The following is a 19,401-nucleotide window of genomic DNA, read 5'->3' on the forward strand; positions in this document are numbered from 1 at the left end:
TGGCGAGTGCGTTGTCCGTTCTGTCGAGGTGACGATTCGCGTGTCGTCGACTCCCGTGAGGTGGAGGAAGGGCAGTCGATCCGGCGCAGGCGGTCCTGTGCGGGCTGTGGACGCAGGTTCACCACTGTCGAGGAGCTGGTGCTCACGGTGGTGAAACGTTCGGGGGTGACCGAGCCCTTCAGCAGGGACAAGGTCGTGCGTGGGGTTCGTCGCGCGTGTCAGGGGCGCCCTGTGGCGGAGGACGACCTGCAGCAGCTCGCCCATCGGGTCGAGGAGACGATCAGGTCGCTCGGTGTTCCGGAGGTGCCCAGTCACGAGGTGGGGCTGGGGATCCTCGGCCCGCTGCGTGAGTTGGACGAGGTCGCTTACCTGCGGTTCGCCAGTGTCTATCGTTCGTTCACCTCGGTGGAGGATTTCGAACGTGAGATAGCCGAACTGCGCAGGGTGGAGGAGCCGGCTCCGGAGAGCTCCGGAACCGGGGGTGCCCCCGCGGGCGGCGAGGGGAACGAATCCGCCGGTCAACAGGACGAGGCGAGTGCGAATGCCTAAACCGGGCAAGGGGGCGGCGCGCCGCCGAAAGGGCGGTGCGAAACGCGAGCGAGGCGCCCGTTCGGGCGATAACTCGCAGCGTGAGAAACCACCGGGACGGACGGGGAGCCCGGACGGTGGCAGTAGGAGAGCGAGCGACAAGGGAGAGGCCCGAATCATGACAGAAACCGTCGGTAACCCGACCGCCGCAGGGGAGTCGGAGTCGGGTAGCCGTGAGGCGGGCATCCGGGTGGAGCGTGTCTACACGACCGAGGGTGTGCATCCCTACGACGAGGTGAACTGGGAACGACGCGACGTCGTCATGACCAACTGGCGTGACGGCTCGGTCAACTTCGAGCAGCGTGACGTCGAGTTCCCCGACTTCTGGTCGCTGAACGCGGTCAACATCGTCACCAGCAAGTACTTCCGCGGCGCGCTCGGCACTCCGGAGCGGGAGAGCAGCCTGCGGGAACTGATCGACCGAGTGGTCAAGACCTACGCGCGCAACGGTGTCGAGCACGGCTACTTCGCCACCGAGCTGGATGCCGAGGTTTTCGAGCACGAGCTGACCTACATGCTGCTGCACCAGGTGTTCAGCTTCAACTCGCCGGTCTGGTTCAACGTGGGGACCACCTCGAAGCAGCAGGTGTCGGCCTGCTTCATCCTTTCGGTGGACGACACGATGGAGTCGATCCTCGACTGGTACAAGGAGGAGGGGCTCATCTTCAAGGGAGGATCGGGCGCGGGACTGAACCTCTCGCGCATCCGCTCCTCCAAGGAGCTGCTCTCCTCCGGCGGCACCGCGTCCGGACCGGTGTCGTTCATGCGGGGAGCCGACGCCTCGGCCGGAACCATAAAGTCCGGCGGTGCCACTCGTCGTGCCGCGAAGATGGTCGTGCTCGACGTCGACCACCCCGACGTCGAGGAGTTCGTCGAGACCAAGTCCAAGGAGGAGCACAAGATCCGCGCGTTGCGTGACGCGGGATTCGACGTGGACCTCGGCGGCTCCGACATGGTCTCGGTGCAGTACCAGAACGCCAACAACTCGGTGCGGGTGAGCGACGAGTTCATGCGCGCCGTCGAAAGCGACGGCCAGTTCGGACTGCGGGCCCGCACCGACGGCTCGATCACCGACAGTGTGCAGGCCAGGGATCTGTTCAACCGGATGGCTCGGGCCGCCTGGGAGTGCGCGGACCCGGGAATCCAGTACGACGACACGATCAACGACTGGCACACCAGCCCGGAGTCGGGCCGTATCACGGCCTCGAACCCGTGCTCGGAGTACCTGCACCTGGACAACTCCAGCTGCAACCTGGCCTCGCTGAACCTCATGAAGTTCCTCCGCGAGGACCTCACCTTCGACGCGGATCTGTTCCGGCGCACGGTCGAGCTCGTGATCACCGCGATGGACATCTCGATCAGCTTCGCCGACTTCCCCACGGAATCGATCGGCCGGACCACCCGTGACTTCCGGCAGCTCGGCATCGGTTACGCCAACCTGGGCGCGTTGTTGATGGCCACCGGCCACGCCTACGACTCCGACGGTGGGCGGGCGCTGGCCGCCTCGATCACCTCGCTGATGACCGGTACCGCGTACAAACGTTCCGCCGAGCTGGCCGGAGCGGTCGGGCCGTACGCGGGCTACGCCCGCAACGCCGAGTCACACCAGCGTGTGATGCGTAAGCACGCGGCCGCCAACGATCTGGTGCGGACGTACCACCACAACGACGTCGCCGTGCACGACCTGGCGACCCAGGTCTGGCAGCGCGGGCTGGAGATCGGCGGGCGCAACGGCTGGCGCAACGCCCAGGCGTCCGTGCTGGCTCCCACCGGCACCATCGGTCTGATGATGGATTGCGACACCACCGGTGTCGAACCGGATCTGGCGCTGGTCAAGTTCAAGAAGCTGGTCGGCGGCGGCTCCATGCAGATCGTCAACCGGACAGTGCCCCGCGCGCTTCGTGCGCTGGGATATCCGGACGAGCAGGCCGAGGCGATCATCGAGTACATCTCCGAGCACGGTCACGTCGTCGACGCACCCGGGCTGCGCCCGGAGCACTACGACGTCTTCGACTGCGCGATGGGCCAGCGCTCCATCGCCCCCATGGGGCACGTGCGCATGATGGCAGCCGTGCAGCCGTTCCTGTCCGGATCGATCTCCAAGACCGTCAACATGCCGGAGCACGCCACGGTCGAGGACGTGCAGGAGATCTACTTCGAAGGATGGCGACTGGGACTGAAGGCCCTGGCCATCTACCGGGACAACTGCAAGGTCGGCCAGCCGCTGTCCGCGGGCAACGGAGGCAAGGGGCAGAACGAGGGCAAGGAGCAGGCCGAGAAACGGGTCGAGAAGGAGATCGAGTACCGGCCGGTCCGCAAGCGGCTGCCCAAGAAACGTCCCAGCCAGACCGTGTCGTTCACGGTCGGCGGGGCCGAGGGATACCTGCACGCCGGGTCCTACCCGGACGACGGTCTCGGTGAGATCTTCATCAAGCTCGGCAAGCAGGGCTCCACGCTCGCCGGTGTGATGGACGCGTTCGCGATGTCCATCTCGGTCGGACTGCAGTACGGGATTCCGCTGGAGTTCTACGTATCCAAGTTCCAGAACGTGCGTTTCGAGCCCGCCGGGATGACCGACGATCCGGACGTGCGGATGGCCAGCAGCGTGCTCGACTACCTGTTCCGCAGGCTGGCGCTGGATCACCTGTCCTACGAGAAGCGGGCGCAACTGGGCATCTTCACCGCTCAGGAGCGTACCGAGCAGGTCAACGGCGCGGCGGAGGCGGAGACCACCAACCAGGTGGAGTCGATGCGCGAATCGGTCGACTACTCCCAGCAGCCCACGCCGCTGGTGCAGAACCACTCCGACGATTCCGATGCGGGCAGCTCCACCGAGTTGTTGGAACTGAAGCTGGGCAAGGCGGCTGACGCTCCGCTGTGCATGACGTGCGGCACCAAGATGCGGCCGTCGGGCTCCTGCTACCTCTGCGAGGGTTGCGGCGCCACCTCCGGGTGCAGCTGACAGCCGCTCAGCGGTAGTCCGCTTCGGAACAATCCGTCCCTTGTGAGTTCGGGGAGCCGGTTCGCCGACCGGCTCCCCGATTCCTCGTCCGAACTCCGGGGCGGGACGGCAGTCGGGAAAACCAGTGGCGGCGACCGTGGGGCGGGCGTCACGCTTGACCGGTGACCGACGAAACGAATTGTCTTACCCTGCGAGTGATCGTTCCCGATCCGCCGGAGGGCGGCGCGACGGTCGAGGTGCGGCCATTGGTCGACGGCACGGACGTCGTCGGGAGATCGGTGAGATCTGCGGTGGTTCTCCCGAGGACGCGAGACAGCTCGGATACACCTGGCCCCGCTGACGCCGGCGTCGTGGACTCCCGATCGGGCGGGTACCCCCCTTTCCCCGCGATCGGGCGAAAGCGCTCCGAACCCTCGGTCACGCGTTGGCGCAAAACCGCCGCGCTTCGTGATTGACATTCCCTCGGTGGGTGGCAAGCTGCTGGTTGACCTTGCAACCTGATCGTGGAGTTCGCATGTGGCGAGCGCGAGCGGCCGTTGTCTCCGCCCTGGTGGTCCTGCCGCTGACCGGTACCCCCGCGAACGCGGGAGAGGTCACACGACCACCGGAGCCGGTGATCGAGCACGGCGCGGCGCAACCGGTGTTCGACGCCTCGAACGCCGTGCGTGAGGACCTGTTCGTAACGGCCGATGTGGACAGTGACGACGACGGGCGTGACGACCGGGTACACGTGCAGGTCGTCCGTCCGGAGGAGACCGAGCACGGTATGCGTGCTCCGGTCGTCTACCGGGCCAGCCCCTACTTCGCGGGCGGCAACCCGGTCACCAACCACGATGTCGATCGTGAGCTCTACGTTCCGGATCGGGCCGCGGCACGCGCCGCGGGAGTCGGAGCCTCTTCCGCCAGGTCTGCCGAGTCCGAGATCGGATGGGCCTACCAGCGGTTCCTGCTGGAACGGGGATACGCGGTCGTCTACGCCGAGTCGCTGGGAAGCGGGGCCTCCGAAGGATGCCCGACCTCCGGTGGACGCAACGAGACCATCGGGGCCAAGTCGGTCATCGACTGGCTGAACGGCCGGGCCCCCGCGCACGATTCCTCGGGCGAGCAGGTCACGGCCGACTGGTCCACCGGTGAGGTCGCCATGATGGGGGTCTCCTACAACGGAACACTGCCCAACGCGGTGGCCACGACCGGTGTGGAGGGCCTGGAGACGATCGTGCCGATCGGCGCGATATCCAGCTGGTACGACTACTACCGCGCGGACGGGGCGGTGGTGGCGCCCGGCGGTTACCAGGGTGAGGACACCGATGTGCTCGCCGAGTACGTGCACACCAACGACCGGGACTGCTCGGCCGTCATCGACCGGTTGCGCCGTGAGCAGGACCGGCTGACCGGTGACTACAACGAGTTCTGGAACGAACGCGACTATCTCGACGGGGTCTCGAACATCGACGCCTCCGTGCTGATGGTGCACGGTCTCAACGACTGGAACGTCAAGACCAAGCAGGCGGCACAGTGGTACGAGGCGCTGCGTCAGAACGGCGTCGAGCACCGGATCTGGTGGCACCGGGGTGGGCATCTCGACCCCATCGGAGTGCGCCGGGACGAGTGGCTGCGTACGTTGAACCGCTGGTTCACGCACTATCTGCACGGTGTGAACAACGGAGTTCGCTTCGAACCCCGGGCGACCATCCAGCGTGCCGACGGCAGCTGGCACCGCGAGTGGGAGTGGCCCGCCCCCGCCGCCCGCGAGATCTCGCTGAGCCCGACTCCCGGTGGTTCCGAGCGCGGTGGTCTGCGGTTGTTCCGCCACGGTTCGACGGACGCCGTCGAAAGTCTGCGCGACGACGCCGGCGAGACGGCCGAGGAACTCGCGAGGGCGGAGAGCTCACCGCACCGGCTGGCGTACTTCACGCGCGACCTCCCGCGCAGTGTCCGCATCAGCGGCACGGCGCGGGCGGGACTCGCGCTGTCGTTCGACCGTCCCGCCGCCAACGTCACGGCCATGCTGGTCGATCGTGCTCCCGACGGCACCGTCACCCCCATCACCCGTGGCTGGACCGATCCGCAGAATCGTCGTTCCGTGGCGAGGACAACCCCGATCGAACCGGGTGAGCAGTACCGGATCGAGGTGAGCATGATGCCCGACGACTACGTCCTCCGGCGGGGGCACAGCCTCGGGCTGGTCGTGCTCTCCAGCGATCACGACTACACGCTGCGCCCGTCCGCCGGAACCGGGCTGCGCCTGGAGCTGTCGGACAGCGAGCTCCGTGTTCCCGTGGTGGTCGCTCGTGGTGAGCGCGATCGTTTCTTCTGAACCCGCGTAGCGGCACCGCTCGGTGCGGCCCGGTGGCGCCACCACCGGACTACATCGGGCGGCCTGCCGTCCGCTAGTCGTCCACATCTCCTCGAACCCTGCACAAGCAGCGGAATCCGGGTTTTCGCGTCAACTTCGTGACGTCGACTTTGGAGGTATGGGTTCTACCGCGAAGCAACGCACTGTCCGACTCTCGGCCCCGGCGGAGTACCTGGCTGCGATTCCGCACCTGCTCGGCTTCTACCCGAGGGATTCACTGGTACTGACCACGCTGCACGGCGGTCCGGAGGTAGCGAGGCTGGGGATGACCGCCCGGGTGGATCTCCCCGAGCCGAGCTGCCGTCGTGAACTGGCGGCGGAGCTGGTGCGGGGACCGGTTTCGCACGACGGTCCCGACGGTCTGATGGCCGCCGTCGTCGCGACCCCGGACGCCGAGCCTGCCTCGGACGCCGATCCTGCCCCGGACATCGATCCGGCGGAGTCCGGAAGCGACGCTCCCGCAGCAGTCCGGCCGCCGGACCCCGCCACGGGGGATCCGCCGCACTCCGAACTGGTGGAGTCACTGCGGCACGAGCTGCGCACGGCCGACATACCGCTCGTCCGGGCGCTCTGGACGCCCGAGATCCGACCGGACGGGATCTGGCGGTGCTACGGCGAGCAATGGGACGGAACGGTACCCGATCCGAGGTCCTCCCCGCTGGCGGCCGAGCTGGCCGTGGCGGGGGCGATCACGTTCTCCAGCAGGGAGGAACTCGCGGCGAGTATCGCTCCGGAGTCCCCGGAGACCACGGCCAGGTGGTCGGCACGACTGAACCTGATGCAGGACGAGGCGGAGCCGCACCGGGGTGACGCGACGATGTGCGCCGCCGACACCGAGGCGGTGTTCGCCGCGATCCGCCGTACCGCGCGGGGTAGTCCGCTGACCGAGGAGGACCTGTTGCGAGTGCTGGTGGCGTTGTCCGACTACCGGGTGCGGGACCTGGCCATGGGAATCGCGCTGACCGTCTGGTCCCGTGCCGCCGAACAGCTGTGGTTCGTGCTGGTCAGAAAAGCACCCGAACCCGAGGTCGCCGATGTGGCCGCACTGCTGGCGTTCTCCGCCTATCTGCGGGGTGACGGTGCCCTCGCGAGCGTGGCGCTGGACCGGGTCGAACGGACCAGGCCCGCGCACCGCCTCGGTGAGCTGTTGCGGCGAGCGCTGGACAGCGGGATAGGTCCGGAGGAACTCGCCGTCGTGGTGCGCGACACCGCGGTGGACGCGCGGTTGATGATCGAACAGGAGGAAACCTGAACCCGGCCACCGTGTCCCAGGGCGGTGAACTCGAATGTGGGCGAGCTCCGTCGTACGAGCTTCGTTGAACGCAGGACACTTCCGGACACACGTGACCCGAGTGGCGAGTGCTCCCGGGAGCGACGAGGGAGCGGCTGGTCCGACATGTTGGGTCGTCACGTCGGCACGGTGTCCGCGGTGACCGTATGCTTACTCGTGTCACGGCTCGATACGGCGAGTTTCCCCCTCACCGGCTGTCACTACCGCGACACCGCACGATTCGGACGGGAAAAGCATCATGTCAAGTTTGATGGTGGACTTCATCGTTTCGCTCGACGGTTATGCGTCGGCGGACGGGTGGCCGGGGTACTGGGGCATGGCGGGACCCGAATACCTCGCCTGGATAGCGGAAGGAGCCGAACAAGAGCACACCGTGCTCATGGGTGCGACCACGTACAGGCTGATGTCCGATTTCGCGCCCGAGATGCCCGATGATCCCGGCATCGCCGCATTGACCGCGATGCCCAAAGTGGTGTTCTCCTCCACCTTGGAGACACCACTGTCATGGGCCAATACCGAGTTGGCCGAAGGGGACGCCGTTGAAGCCGTGCGGAACATGAAGCGGCGCGGCTCGCTGCCCATGCGCACCATCGGCAGCCTCAACCTGAGCAGGTCACTACTCGAAGCCGGTGTGGTGGACCGTTTCCGTCTCGTTGTTTTCCCGGTCATCACGGGCGCTACCGGGAAGGAGCGTGTCTTCGACGGGTATCCCGATCTCGCCCTCGACCTGGTCGACAGCCGTACGTTCGACGGCCGGATCCAGTTGCTCGAGTACGTTCCCACTGTGCTCGACGGCCCGCTCGGCGTTGGTGGCTGAGTGTGGCGTTCCGGGTGGAGCCGCTGCCGGGTGTCGTTCTCAGCTCATCGACCGAACCGGGGCCGCGTCCCTTCACCACGGAGCCAACCGTTCCGACGGGTAAGCACCGGACCATCGTCGAGTGGAAAAGCTCGATCCGGTCCGGTGGCGTACTCGGTCAGTCGTGCGGTACTCGGTCAGTTCCTGTCGTCACGGACGAAGTCCCACGCGTCACGCACGATCTCCTCGATCTCACGGCGCTGTGGGTACCAGCCCAACTCCTGCTGGGCCCGCTCGCTCGAGGCCACCAGCGTGGCGGGATCCCCCGGACGCCGTTCCGCCACTTCCGCGGGAATCTCCCTGCCGGTCACCGCACGGCACGCGTCGATGACCTGCTTGACCGAGAAGCCCGTGCCGTTACCGAGGTTGTAGATCCGGTGGTTGCCCGGCAGCGATTTCTCCAGGGCCAGTACGTGCGCTTCCGCCAGGTCCCGCACGTGGATGTAGTCCCGCAGACAGGTGCCGTCCGGTGTGGGCCAGTCGTCCCCGGCGATGTGGACGCGCTCGCGCAGACCGCGTGCCACTTCGAGAACGATCGGAATCAGGTGCGTCTCCACCGTGTGCCGCTCTCCCAGCCCCCCGTGGGCACCAGCCACGTTGAAGTACCGCAGGCTCGTGGCCGCGATGCCGTACGCGGTCGCGTAGGAGGTGATGGCGTGATCGATGGCCAGCTTGGTGGCCCCGTACGGGTTGGTGGGCCGAGTCGGGGCCTCTTCGGTGATCGGAACCGAGTCGGGCTGCCCGTAGACCGCCGCGGTCGAGGAGAACACGATTCGCTCGACAGCGTGCTCGCGCATCGCGTCCAGCAGTCGCACGGAGGTCAGCACGTTGCCGTGCCAGTAACGCGCCGGGTCCTTCGTCGACTCCGCCACCAGCGACTTGGCGGCGAAATGCAGCACCCCGTCGAACCCCTCCGCGAGAACCTCCGACGCGTGCTCGGCGACGTCGCCCGTCACCAGCCGACAACCCTCGGGCACGGCGTCCGCGTGCCCGGTGGACAGATCGTCGAGCACCACCACCTGATGACCCGCTTCGAGCAGCCGGGCGGCGCAGACGCTACCCACGTATCCGGCGCCTCCGGTTACCAGCAGTTTCACGTTGCACTACCTTCCGACAGTATCGATTCACAACGTAGGTCGAACCTCGGCGCGCTCCACGAGGAAGCTCCGAGCAGGTACCCGCTCACGTCGCGGCGAGTGGGACAGTCCTCGACCCGACTAGCGATCCCGTGCCGCTCCGGTGGAGGGAACGGCGGTGAACAGCCGAGGCGCGGCGAAGCCGTGCCGCTCGAACGCTTCGGTGACGGCCTGCTCCGTCCGGGGACGCAGCTCGGCGGAGACCAACGCGATCGCCGACCCTCCGAAACCACCGCCGGTCATCCGGGCACCCGACGCCCCCGATTCCAGCGCTGCCTCGACGGCGACGTCGAGCTCCGCGCAGGAGACCCGGTAGTCGTCGCGCAGGCTCGTGTGCGAGGCGGTCAACAGCTCACCGACCTCGGCGAGCTCGTCGCGCCGCAGCCGTCGCAACGTTTCCAGCACCCTGTCGTTCTCGGTCACCACGTGCCGAACCAGCGGACGCAACTCCTCGGGCAGCCGTCGCAGCGCGTCGTCCAGCTCCGCCGCCGAGACGTCCCGCAGCGCGGAGAGCCCGAGCAGTTCGGCCGCCTGTTCGCACCCCTTCCGCCGGTCCCCGTAGCCGGACTCGCTGTGCGAGTGGTTCGCACGGGTATCGACGACCAGCACTTCCAGCCCGCTGCCCGCGGCGTCGAACGGGATCTGCTCGGTATCTCCCGAGCGTACGTCGAAGAACAACGCGTGAGCTCGTTCGCAGCGCAACGAGGCCGTCTGGTCCAGCAGTCCCGTCGGGGCCCCGACGAACTCGTTCTCGGCCCGACGGGTCCAGTGCGCGACGTCCATGACGTCCGGCGCGTTCGGACCGTCCAGCGCTCGCCCCGCCGCGTCCAGCAGGGCCAACGCCGTGGCGCACTCCAGCGCGGCGGAGGAGGACAGTCCCGCGCCGGTGGGCACCTCGCCGGAGATGACCAGATCCGCTCCGGGCAGCGAGATACCGGACTCCCGGAGAGCCCAGGCGGCTCCCGCCGGGTAGCTCGCCCAGCCGCTCGGCTCGCCCGCTTCGAGGTCGTCGATCCGGAACGTTCCGGCGCGCTGCAGCGTGTCGTCCGAACCGTGCGTGGCCAACGACAGCAAACCGTCGTCCCGCCGCCGCACGGCGACCGCGGTGCGGTGCGGCAACGCGAACGGAAAGACGTAGCCGTCGTTGTAGTCGGTGTGCTCGCCGATCAGGTTGACCCTGCCGGGCGCGGACCAGACCGAATCCGGTTCCACTTCGTGTTCCGCCACGAAAGCCCTCGTGGCTCGCTCCGCCGCCCCGCTCAACGCGGCCGAACCAGGACGGCGTGTGCGACGGACGGGGGCAGTTGGGTCCCACCGGAGCTGCCCCGCACGTCGATCGGCTTGTTGCTGCCGACCACGGAAACTATCTCGATGTCGTTACCCGGGACCACGTCCACCGTTTTCAACGAGTTCATCAGCTCCGGGTCGAGTTGTACGTGTTCGGCGATCCTGCAGACCAGCGCGCGGCCACCACCGTTGCGGGCGATCTCGTCCACACGTTGCAGTTCGGTGTCCACCTCGGGAGCGCCGTCGCCGACCCCCAGATCGTCCAGTCCGGGGATCGGATTTCCGTACGGCGAAGTGCTGGGGGTGCCGAGCAGGTTGACGAGTTTGCGCTCCACGGCCTCGCTCATCACGTGCTCCCAACGGCACGCCTCGCTGTGCACGTGCTCCCATTCCAGACCGATGACGTCGACCAGCAGTCGCTCGGCCAAGCGGTGCTTGCGCATCACACCGATGGCCCGTTCCCGGCCGGCTTTGGTCAGTTCCAGGTGCCGATCCTCGGCGACCGACAGCAGCCCGTCCCGTTCCATGCGGGCGACGGTCTGGCTGACGGTCGGCCCGCTCTGTTCCAACCGTTCCGCGATGCGGGCTCGGAGCGGGACGAGCCCTTCTTCCTCAAGCTCGTAGATCGTCTTGAGATACATCTCGGTGGTGTCGATGAGATCGTTCACGCCAGCTCCCCATTCGGTCCACCATCAATGCTAGCCGGAACGCGAGCCCCTGACTGGTGCCCGGTCGGAGTCTCGTGTCTCCGCCCGTTCCCTTTCCGGGAGGGGCGGGCTGTCGCCCGGGAGCCAACGGCCTTCGGGAGCGGGGAAGCCCGCTCCGTGACGATGTCGATACGGTGCTCCGACAGCCGCTGCCGAAGCGGCTGCGCTGCCGGTGGCTCGGCCTCCGAGCCGGGCTCGCGTCCTGCTCCGGCCGGATTACCGGGGCCGCGGTGACGTTCGGCGGGCACGCAGCTGAACATCGGCACGTTCAACGTGATGAAGCCACCCGGACCGAGACCGGAGGTCGCGATGAGTCCGCTGATCAAACCTCGACAACTCGAATCCGCGCTCGGCGGTACCGAGCCGCCCGTAGTGCTGGACGTTCGTTGGAATCTGCTCGGGCCTCCCGGGGAGCGGGAGTACGCCGAGGGGCACCTGCCGGGGGCGGTGTTCGTCGACACCGAGACCGAGCTGGCCGCCCCACCCGCCGGGGAGGCCGGTGGCAGGCATCCGCTGCCGGACCCCGGGGTGCTGCAGCGAGCGCTTCGTCGTGCCGGCGTGAGCTCCGACCGGCGAGTGGTCGTCTACGACTCCGTGGACGGGTCGGTGGCCGCGCGCGCCTGGTGGTTGTTGCGCTGGGCGGGACACCCCGATGTCCACGTGCTCGACGGCGGATTCGCCGCGTGGTCCGCTGCCGAGTTGCCCGTCACCACGGAGGTGCCGCGACCGGACCCCGGGGAATTCGTGGTCTCTCCCGGGAACATGCCGGTCACCGACGCGGAGGGGGCGCGGCGACTGGCTCGCACCGGGATTCTGCTGGATGCCAGGGCAGGCCAGCGGTATCGGGGTGAGACGGAACCCGTGGATCCGCGGGCCGGCCACATTCCGGGGGCCTACAACGCTCCCGCCGGGGAGCACGTCACCGCTGCCGGTACCTGGCGTTCCCCGACCGAACTGTCGACGCGGTTCACCGAGTTCGGCCTCACCTCGACGGGGGATGCGGGAGCCTACTGCGGCTCCGGGATCAACGCCTGTTCGGTGGTTCTCGCGTTGGAACACGCCGGGCTGCGCACTCCGGAGAACCCGGCGGTGCTCTACCCGGGGTCCTGGTCCGAGTGGTCCGCCGATCCCCACCGGCCCACTGCCACCGGTGCCTGGCCGGGATGAGTCAACGGGTGTGTCACGTCCCTCCTGGCGGGTAGCTTCCCACCATGAGCAACGAGTGCGCCGTTGTCTGGGACGAGTCACTGCTCTCCTACGACCTGGGCGGCAACCATCCGCTGCACCCCGTTCGGCTGGACCTGACGATGCGACTGGCGCGCTCGTTGGGGGTACTCGACGGGGTGGTTCCACTGGTTCCCGGACAGGCGGCCGATGCCGAACTCGAACGGGTTCACACGCCCGGGTATCTGGCGGCCGTTCGAGCCGCTCCATCGGAGGGCCCCGGAGTGGGGCACGGGCTGGGCACCGACGACAACCCGATATTCGACCGAATGCACGAGTCGGCCTCGCTCGTCGCGGGAGCTTCCCTGACCGCGGCCGAACAGATCGTGTCCGGCCGTGCCAATCGTGCCGTCAATCTGGCGGGCGGCCTGCACCACGCGATGGCGGACAACGCGGCCGGATTCTGCGTTTACAACGACTGCGCGGTCGCCATCGCCTGGATGTTGGCCAACGGGATCGACCGGATCGCCTACCTGGACATCGATGTGCATCACGGTGACGGGGTGCAGGCGGCGTTCCGGGAAGATCCCCGGGTGATGACGATCTCGCTGCATCAGCACCCCCACACCCTGTGGCCGGGTACCGGTTTCCCCACCGAGGTCGGCGAGGGTGCCGCGAAGGGCGAGTCGGTGAACGTGGCACTGCCCCCGGGGACGGGGGACGCGGGGTGGCTGCGGGCGCTGCACGCCGTGGTTCCCTCGTTGTTGGATGCGTTCGCCCCGCAGGTGCTGGTTACCCAGTGCGGTGCTGATCCGCACCGGGAGGACCCGTTGGCCGATCTCGCGCTGTCCGTGGACGGGCAACGCGCCGCCTACCGTTCGTTGCGGAGTTTCGCCGATCGCTACGCGATGGGGAACTGGTTGATTCTCGGCGGGGGCGGTTACGCGCTGCACAGGGTCGTTCCCCGCGCCTGGACCCATCTGCTGGCCACGGCGCTCGACCGGGACGTCGCGGCCGAGCGCAACGTTCCCGCCGACTGGATCGCCCACGCGAGCAAGGTCGCGGGCAACGTGGCGCTGCCGACGTCGATGACCGACTGGGGCGAGACGGCATTCACTCCCTGGGACGGCACGGCCGAGTACGCGGTGGATCCGGCGATCCGGGACACCAGGAACGCGGTTTTTCCGTTGCACGGTCTGGAACCGCTGGACGGCCGCGACTGATCGAAGCCATCCGGTCGGTGGTGCCGCGCGGGGAGCACCACCACTTGCGGGCGACAACACGACGGGGAAAGCTCTACGAGTTCCTTCGGTCGATAGTTCGGACAAGTGCACGGCAGTCGCTGAGAGGTTCACGGTGGACGATTCCGCGAGCGAACAGCAGCAGTGGGAACCGGAAGCCCACTACCCGCGCCACTGGGAGGCCGACGTCGTCCTCTCGGACGGCGGCACGGTTCATCTGCGGCCGATCCTGCCCGCCGACGCCGATCAACTCGTGGCATTCCACGGCAGGCTCAGCGATCGCACCCGTTACTACCGCTACTTCTCGCCTTATCCGCGGATGCCGCAGCGCGACGTCGACCGCTTCAGCCGTGTGGACTACGTCAACCGGGTGGCGCTGGTGGCACTGCTCGGTGACGACATAGTCGCGGTGGGGCGCTTCGACCGGCTGCGTGAACCGGAGGAGTCGGCCGAGGTGGCGTTCGTGGTGCAGGACGGGCACCAAGGCAGAGGGCTCGGATCGATCCTGCTCGAACACCTCGCTGCCGCCGCGCGGGAGTGCGGTCTCAGCCGGTTCGTCGCCGAGGTCCTCGCCGAGAACTCCCAGATGGTCCGCGTTTTCCGTGATGCCGGTTACGAGGTCAAACGGGCCATGGAGGAGGGCTTGGTCCACCTGGAGTTCCCGCTCGACCCGACCGAGGAGTCACTGGCGGTCGCACGCGCCAGGGAACAGGCCGCCGAAGCCCGCAGCGTGCACAACCTGCTGCACCCGCGTTCGGTAGCGGTGATCGGCGCCTCCATCGCCCCGGACAAGATCGGCCACACCGTGCTGGCCAACCTGCTCGGGGCCGATTCCGCCGCACCGATATACCCGGTCAATCCGGAGCACCGGGCGGTGCGGGGAGTGCGTTCCTACGCCTCGGTGCTCGACATTCCCGACGACATAGACCTGGCTGTGATCGCCATCCCCGCGGGCGGTGTCGCCGAGGTGCTGGACGCCTGCCTGACCAAGGGCGTCAAAGCGCTGCTGATCGTCAGCTCGGGTTTCAGCGAGGTCGGTCCCAGCGGTCGGGAGGCCGAGAGCAGCATGGTGCACCAGGCGCGGGTCTACGGTATGCGCGTGGTCGGCCCCAACGCGTTGGGTGTGGTCAACACCGACCCGGCCCAGCGGCTGAACGCCAGTCTGGCTCCGCGCCTGCCCGGGCGTGGCAGGACCGGGTTCTTCTGCCAGTCCGGGGCGCTGGGGGTGGCGATTCTGGCCGCGGCCACCGAGCGCGGCCTCGGGGTCTCCACGTTCGTCTCCGCGGGCAACCGTGCCGACCTTTCCGGCAACGACCTGCTGCAGTACTGGCAGACCGACACCGCCACCGACGTGGTGCTGCTGTACCTGGAGTCGTTCGGCAATCCGCGCAAGTTCGCTCGCCTGGCACGACGCCTGGGGCGCAGCAAACCGATAATCGCGGTCAAGTCGGGACGTCACGCCGTGCGTGCGGGACTGGCCGCCACTTCGGTACGGATCGACGAGACCAGTGTGCAGGCGCTGTTCGATCAGGCGGGCGTCATTCGGGTCGAGTCCGTGGCGCAGATGTTCGACGCCGCGCTGTTGTTGGCACACCAGCCACTGCCCGGTGGTGAGCGGGTGGCGATCGTGGGTAATTCGAGCGCGCTGGGGATGCTGGCCGCCGACGCCGCACTGGAGCAGGGGCTGCGTCCGGTCGTGGACCCGGTGGATGTCGGGGCCGCCGCCGGGCCCGAGGAGTTCGCCGCGGCGGTACGCTCCGCTGCCGAGAACAGCGAGGTGGACGCGTTGGTCACGGTGTTCGCCCCGCCCGTGGCCGTGCCGGGCACGGCTTACGCCAGGCAGCTGCGCACCGCGTTGCACGAGGCGGGAACGCTGCGGACCAAACCGGTGGTGAGCACCTTCCTCGCCGCAGAAGGAGTGCCGGACGAGCTGGCGGTTCCGGGACCGGACGGAACTCCGGGCCCCGGCTCGGTGCCCTCCTATCCCAGCCCGGAGCGGGCGGTGCTGGCGTTGGCCCGTGCCGTGCGGTACGCGAACTGGCGCGCCGCGCCGCAGGGTGAGCTCGTCCGTCCGGAAGGAGTCGACGTCGAACGGGCGCGCCGGTTGGTCGAGGAATGGACCGGCTCGGGGATCGGCAGGCTGTCCGACGAGCAGATGGTGCTGCTGCTGGAGTGCTACGGAATCGATGTGGTGGCGTTCCGACTGGTCACCGATGCCGATTCGGCGGTGGCAGCCGCCGAGGAGGTCGGGTTTCCCGTGGCGCTGAAGTCGGCCAGCGAACGACTTCGGCATCGTACGGATCTGGCCGGGGTACGCCTCGACCTCGGTGGGCCCGACGCGGTGCGAACCGCTTACCGGGACCTGTACGACCTTTCCGGAACGACCGAGCTCTACGTGCAGCGGATGGCCCCCAAGGGAACGTCGTGCGTGATACGGCTGATGGACGATCCCTCCTTCGGTACCCTCGTTTCCTTCGGCCTGGCCGGTCCCGCCAACGACCTCATCGGTGATCGTGCCTATCGGGCGGTGCCGCTGACCGACACCGACGTGGCGGAGCTGATCAGGGAGCCGCGCGCCGCGCCGATGCTCACCGGCTATCGCGGGGGCCAGGCGGCGGATCTCGACTCGATGGCGGACCTCGTGCTGCGGGTGGCCAGCCTGGCCGAGGATCTGCCCGAAGTGCGTGAGCTGGTGCTGGAGCCGGTGTTGGCCGCCCCGTCGGGTGCCTGGGTCACGGGTGCGGTGCTCGGGTTGGGGCCGACACCCGATTCTCCCGATTCCGGACCGCGCAGGCTCCGATGAACCGCTTCCGAGTTGCTCACCCCGTGGCTCGGGACGTTCCCGAACCGTCGAGCACGCCGATGGTGAACGGGGCACGGGACGAACCGTTCCACGACAAGCGTCGAGGTCGTGCCCGGACCATCGGATGTCGGTCGTGGGGCCGGGCCAACTCCTCGCGGCGGTTCGGTGTGTCGCGTTGTCGCCAATCCGACACGCGGCGCAACCGGCGAACGGGGTGGCCACGTCCAGGTGGTATGAGACGACTGCCAACCCTGCTGGGTGCCGGTGTGATGCTGTTCGCGTTGACCGCCTGTGGTGAAGGGCGGTCCGATGTCGGGTTCGGTGCCCAGCCACCACCGCCGCCCTCCGAACAACAGCGGTCCAGGATCGCGCCCGACGACGGTGCGTCAGGACCCCCCGGACGGAAGCCGAAGGGCACCGAGGTTCCCGCCGAACAGGTCGATGCCTCCGCGTTGCCCGAGGGGTACCCCCGTGAGGTCTGGACCAGGAACTCGGGCAGGAAGCTCGTCGCGATCGGCCAGGAGGGCGGATGCGGCAGCGTGCGCGCCGAGGTGACCGGCCAGAGCGCTGAACGGGTGGAGCTGGTTCTCGTCGAGGAGAACCCGAATCCGTCCGGTCCGTGCACCATGGATCTGCGCTATCCACCCGTGGTCGCCCCGATCGACGAACCCCTCGGCGACCGGACCGTGGTTCTCACCGAGCGGGAGGTCGACGTCCCGAGCGACCAGTAGCGCTCGCGGGAGCCTCACCGAATACGAGGGCACCGCGCTCCGCTTCGCCGGATCACTCGTTCGCGGGGAATACGCGAGTCTTCGCAGGGGCACGCGAGTCACTGGGACAAGACTTCGTGCCTTCTCGGGACGAGTGAAGCCTTCAGGCCTGCCGGAGAACCTGCGATCCTGTCCATGATTACGTGCGCGGAAGGCTTCCGCGCACGGCTTGGAGGGAAAGGGCGCATTCCAATGGCAGAGCGGAGCGATGGTGTTCCGAACGGACTGGTCAACTTTCGGGATCTGGGGGGACTGCCCGTCGAGGACGGGGTGACCACCAGTCCCGGTGTGCTGTTACGCAGTGATGCGCCTTATCACGGGGACCAGGATCCCCCGGAGGCTCCCCACTGGCCGCCCCGAGCGGTGATAGACCTTCGCGACACCGGTACGGAATCCGACGCGGTGCACCCGTTGGAAAACGTCAGCACGGTCCACCGGATCCCGCTGCTCGAAGGGCTGCGCGGGGAGTCGGGGCAGGACCCCTGGCTGACGTTGCCGGAGCTGTACGGCTACATCCTGGACTTCGCCGCGAAACCGCTGCTGGAGGTCTTCCGGATCGCGGTGGAGACCGACGGTCCGGTGCTGGTGCACTGTGCCGCGGGCAAGGATCGCACCGGTGTGGCCTGCGCGATGCTGTTGCGTACGGCGGGAGTTCGCTACGACGCGGTGGTGGCCGACTACGTGCACACCGACCGCAACATGCGTCAGGTGCTGCGGCGGCTCCGGATAGAACCCGAACTACCCCCGGGAGTCGACGAATCCGATGTCGACGAGTTCGTTTCCGCGCCGACACACGCCATCGAACACGCGCTCGAACGCCTGGAGTCGCACGAGGAGGGGGTGGCCGGCTGGCTGATGCGGCACGGTGCCGCTCCCGAGGACATCCGACGTTGGCGAGAGCGGCTGCTGGGTCCGCGGTGACCTTCTCCGCCTGAAGGACCCGCTCCACGTGGAGTGCTTCCCGGGACGCCTTCGGGGCGCCGGGGTGAACGGGTTCACCCCGGCGCCCCGGCGTGCGAGTTCCGGCTCAGCTCGCGTAGGAGCGCAGCTTGTTCGCCCGGTCACCCTGCCGCAGCTTCGACATGACCTCACGCTCGATCTGGCGAACACGTTCCCGGGAGAGGCCGAACGCCTTGCCGATCTGGTCCAGCGTGCGCGGCTGACCGTCGTCCAGGCCGTAACGCATGCGGATCACCTGCTGCTCCCGACCTTCCAGCGTGTCCAGCACGCGACGCAGATCGTCCTGCAGGAACCCGGAGATCACGGCGTTCTCGGCATCGGCGCTCTCGGAGTCCTCGATGAAGTCCCCGAGCGGGGCGTCCTCCTCCGACCCGACAGGCATGTCCAGGCTGACCGGATCCTTGGAGTGATCCATGAGGTCGATCACCTTTTCCACCGACATGTCCGCCTCGCCGGCGATCTCCTCCTCGGTGGCCTCCCTGCCGAGCTTCTGGTGCAGGTCCCGCTTGATCCGGGCGAGTTTGTTGACCTGCTCCACCAGATGGACGGGTAGGCGGATCGTACGGCTCTGATCGGCCATGCCTCGTACCAAAAAAAAGCCCTTGGTGTAGTCGAACTTCTCGACCGCACGGATCAGGCCCAGGTTGCCCTCCTGGATCAGGTCCAGCAGTGGCATTCCACGCCCGGTGTAGCGCTTGGCCAGGCTCACCACCAACCGCAGGTTGGCTTCCATCAGGTGGTTCTTCGCGTCACGGCCGTCGCGCACGACCGTCTTGAGGTCGCTACGACGCTCCCTGGTCATGTCCTCCGAAGTGTCCAGCAGGTGCTTGGCGAACACTCCGGCCTCGATTCGCTTGGCGAGGTCCACCTCGTCCTGGGCGCTGAGCAGTGCGGTACGCCCGATACCATTGAGGTAGACCCGCACCAGATCGGCCGATGGCCCCTGGTTGTCGAGGTCGGCCTCGTTGGTGACGTCCGGGGCTGTGGTCTGCGGGACGGTCATAGAGCTACCTCCCTGACGGGCTGGTTGTCGGGTGCCGGGGTACCGGCACGCCACCGCGCCACACGAAGGACGGGTACGCTCGGTGTGGTGGTAATGATTCGTCCTTCTTCGGTATCGTCGGTGGCGGATGGTGCCGGTGGTTGAGTCGGTTCGGTTCTGGTTACTCGTCGGATCGACCGTGGGGTCGGATCGGCGGTACGAGATGTGGGGCTTCTCGTCTGGCTGATCGGAAGCGGCTGTTTCACGGCCTGTGGCATCTCGGTCGGCTGGTTCGCCG

General features: G+C 67.8%; 14 protein-coding genes. 10 read left to right on the top strand and 4 right to left on the bottom strand.

Translation table 11 applies throughout. The annotated features are described in order from the left end of the window. The first annotated feature begins 6 nt into the window (after window positions 1–6). From nrdR to BM150_RS11945, 5 genes are all read left to right on the top strand, one after another. Window positions 7–549, top strand: a complete 543-nt coding sequence (gene nrdR, locus BM150_RS11925; protein WP_092927133.1) for a transcriptional regulator NrdR — start codon at window positions 7–9, stop codon at window positions 547–549. A gap of 157 nt (window positions 550–706) precedes the next feature. Further along, window positions 707–3,550, top strand: a complete 2,844-nt coding sequence (locus tag BM150_RS11930; protein WP_092927135.1) for a vitamin B12-dependent ribonucleotide reductase — start codon at window positions 707–709, stop codon at window positions 3,548–3,550. A gap of 514 nt (window positions 3,551–4,064) precedes the next feature. Beyond that, window positions 4,065–5,867: a Xaa-Pro dipeptidyl-peptidase gene (locus tag BM150_RS11935; RefSeq protein ID WP_092927137.1), complete on the top strand. Its 1,803-nt coding sequence runs from the start codon at window positions 4,065–4,067 to the stop codon at window positions 5,865–5,867. 157 nt (window positions 5,868–6,024) lie between these two features. After that, the gene (locus BM150_RS11940; RefSeq protein ID WP_092927139.1) at window positions 6,025–7,158 is read left to right on the top strand and encodes a DUF4192 domain-containing protein; all 1,134 of its coding nucleotides are present in this window, start codon (window positions 6,025–6,027) and stop codon (window positions 7,156–7,158) included. A 277-nt stretch (window positions 7,159–7,435) separates the two neighbouring features. Further along, window positions 7,436–8,014 (top strand): dihydrofolate reductase family protein, encoded by a 579-nt coding sequence (locus tag BM150_RS11945; RefSeq protein ID WP_092927141.1) that lies wholly within the window; start codon window positions 7,436–7,438, stop codon window positions 8,012–8,014. Between the two features lie 176 nt (window positions 8,015–8,190). On the opposite strand, the gene galE is transcribed toward BM150_RS11945, so the two are convergent. From galE to BM150_RS11960, 3 genes are all read right to left on the bottom strand, one after another. Then, the gene (gene galE / locus BM150_RS11950) at window positions 8,191–9,150 is read right to left on the bottom strand and encodes a UDP-glucose 4-epimerase GalE (RefSeq protein WP_092927143.1); all 960 of its coding nucleotides are present in this window, start codon (window positions 9,148–9,150) and stop codon (window positions 8,191–8,193) included. A 120-nt stretch (window positions 9,151–9,270) separates the two neighbouring features. Beyond that, window positions 9,271–10,452 carry a galactokinase gene (galK, locus tag BM150_RS11955; protein WP_092927145.1) on the bottom strand — a complete coding sequence of 394 codons (1,182 nt, stop codon included), beginning with the start codon at window positions 10,450–10,452 and terminating at the stop codon, window positions 9,271–9,273. After that, window positions 10,449–11,144: an iron-dependent transcriptional repressor DtxR gene (locus tag BM150_RS11960; protein WP_092927147.1), complete on the bottom strand. Its 696-nt coding sequence runs from the start codon at window positions 11,142–11,144 to the stop codon at window positions 10,449–10,451. The genes galK and BM150_RS11960 overlap by 4 nt, the downstream gene beginning before the upstream one ends. A gap of 348 nt (window positions 11,145–11,492) precedes the next feature. Here BM150_RS11960 and BM150_RS11965 point away from each other — a divergent pair, with 348 nt between their 5' ends. The 5 genes from BM150_RS11965 (at window position 11,493) to BM150_RS11985 (ending at window position 18,082) form a co-directional block, all read left to right on the top strand. Further along, window positions 11,493–12,350 (top strand): sulfurtransferase, encoded by an 858-nt coding sequence (locus tag BM150_RS11965; RefSeq protein WP_092927149.1) that lies wholly within the window; start codon window positions 11,493–11,495, stop codon window positions 12,348–12,350. 44 nt (window positions 12,351–12,394) lie between these two features. Then, on the top strand, window positions 12,395–13,570 hold the full coding sequence (locus BM150_RS11970) for an acetoin utilization protein AcuC (protein ID WP_092927151.1): 1,176 nt from the start codon (window positions 12,395–12,397) through the stop codon (window positions 13,568–13,570). Window positions 13,571–13,703: 133 nt separating this feature from the next. Then, window positions 13,704–16,391, top strand: coding sequence for a bifunctional acetate--CoA ligase family protein/GNAT family N-acetyltransferase (locus BM150_RS11975; protein WP_092927153.1), 2,688 nt, complete (start codon window positions 13,704–13,706; stop codon window positions 16,389–16,391). Between the two features lie 233 nt (window positions 16,392–16,624). After that, a complete protein-coding gene (locus tag BM150_RS11980) occupies window positions 16,625–17,122 on the top strand; it encodes a hypothetical protein (protein WP_245755450.1) in 498 nt (165 codons plus the stop codon). A 231-nt stretch (window positions 17,123–17,353) separates the two neighbouring features. Next, window positions 17,354–18,082 carry a tyrosine-protein phosphatase gene (locus BM150_RS11985; protein ID WP_092927155.1) on the top strand — a complete coding sequence of 243 codons (729 nt, stop codon included), beginning with the start codon at window positions 17,354–17,356 and terminating at the stop codon, window positions 18,080–18,082. Window positions 18,083–18,188: 106 nt separating this feature from the next. Here the strand turns inward: BM150_RS11985 and BM150_RS11990 are convergent, their stop codons facing one another. Further along, on the bottom strand, window positions 18,189–19,124 hold the full coding sequence (locus BM150_RS11990) for a sigma-70 family RNA polymerase sigma factor (protein ID WP_092927157.1): 936 nt from the start codon (window positions 19,122–19,124) through the stop codon (window positions 18,189–18,191). Window positions 19,125–19,401: the final 277 nt, after the last annotated feature.

It is taken from the genome of Actinopolyspora alba (assembly GCF_900112765.1).
GTDB lineage: Bacteria > Actinomycetota > Actinomycetes > Mycobacteriales > Pseudonocardiaceae > Actinopolyspora > Actinopolyspora alba.

What these genes read in the sequence shown, in the direction of transcription:
- BM150_RS11930 (WP_092927135.1), top strand. Translation starts at nt 707, where the DNA reads ATGACAGAAACCGTCGGTAACCCGACCGCCGCAGGGGAGTCGGAGTCG.
- BM150_RS11935 (WP_092927137.1), top strand. Translation starts at nt 4,065, where the DNA reads ATGTGGCGAGCGCGAGCGGCCGTTGTCTCCGCCCTGGTGGTCCTGCCG.
- BM150_RS11940 (WP_092927139.1), top strand. Translation starts at nt 6,025, where the DNA reads ATGGGTTCTACCGCGAAGCAACGCACTGTCCGACTCTCGGCCCCGGCG.
- BM150_RS11945 (WP_092927141.1), top strand. Translation starts at nt 7,436, where the DNA reads ATGTCAAGTTTGATGGTGGACTTCATCGTTTCGCTCGACGGTTATGCG.
- BM150_RS11965 (WP_092927149.1), top strand. Translation starts at nt 11,493, where the DNA reads ATGAGTCCGCTGATCAAACCTCGACAACTCGAATCCGCGCTCGGCGGT.
- BM150_RS11970 (WP_092927151.1), top strand. Translation starts at nt 12,395, where the DNA reads ATGAGCAACGAGTGCGCCGTTGTCTGGGACGAGTCACTGCTCTCCTAC.
- BM150_RS11980 (WP_245755450.1), top strand. Translation starts at nt 16,625, where the DNA reads ATGAGACGACTGCCAACCCTGCTGGGTGCCGGTGTGATGCTGTTCGCG.
- BM150_RS11985 (WP_092927155.1), top strand. Translation starts at nt 17,354, where the DNA reads ATGGCAGAGCGGAGCGATGGTGTTCCGAACGGACTGGTCAACTTTCGG.
- BM150_RS11990 (WP_092927157.1), bottom strand. Translation starts at nt 19,124, where the DNA reads ATGACCGTCCCGCAGACCACAGCCCCGGACGTCACCAACGAGGCCGAC.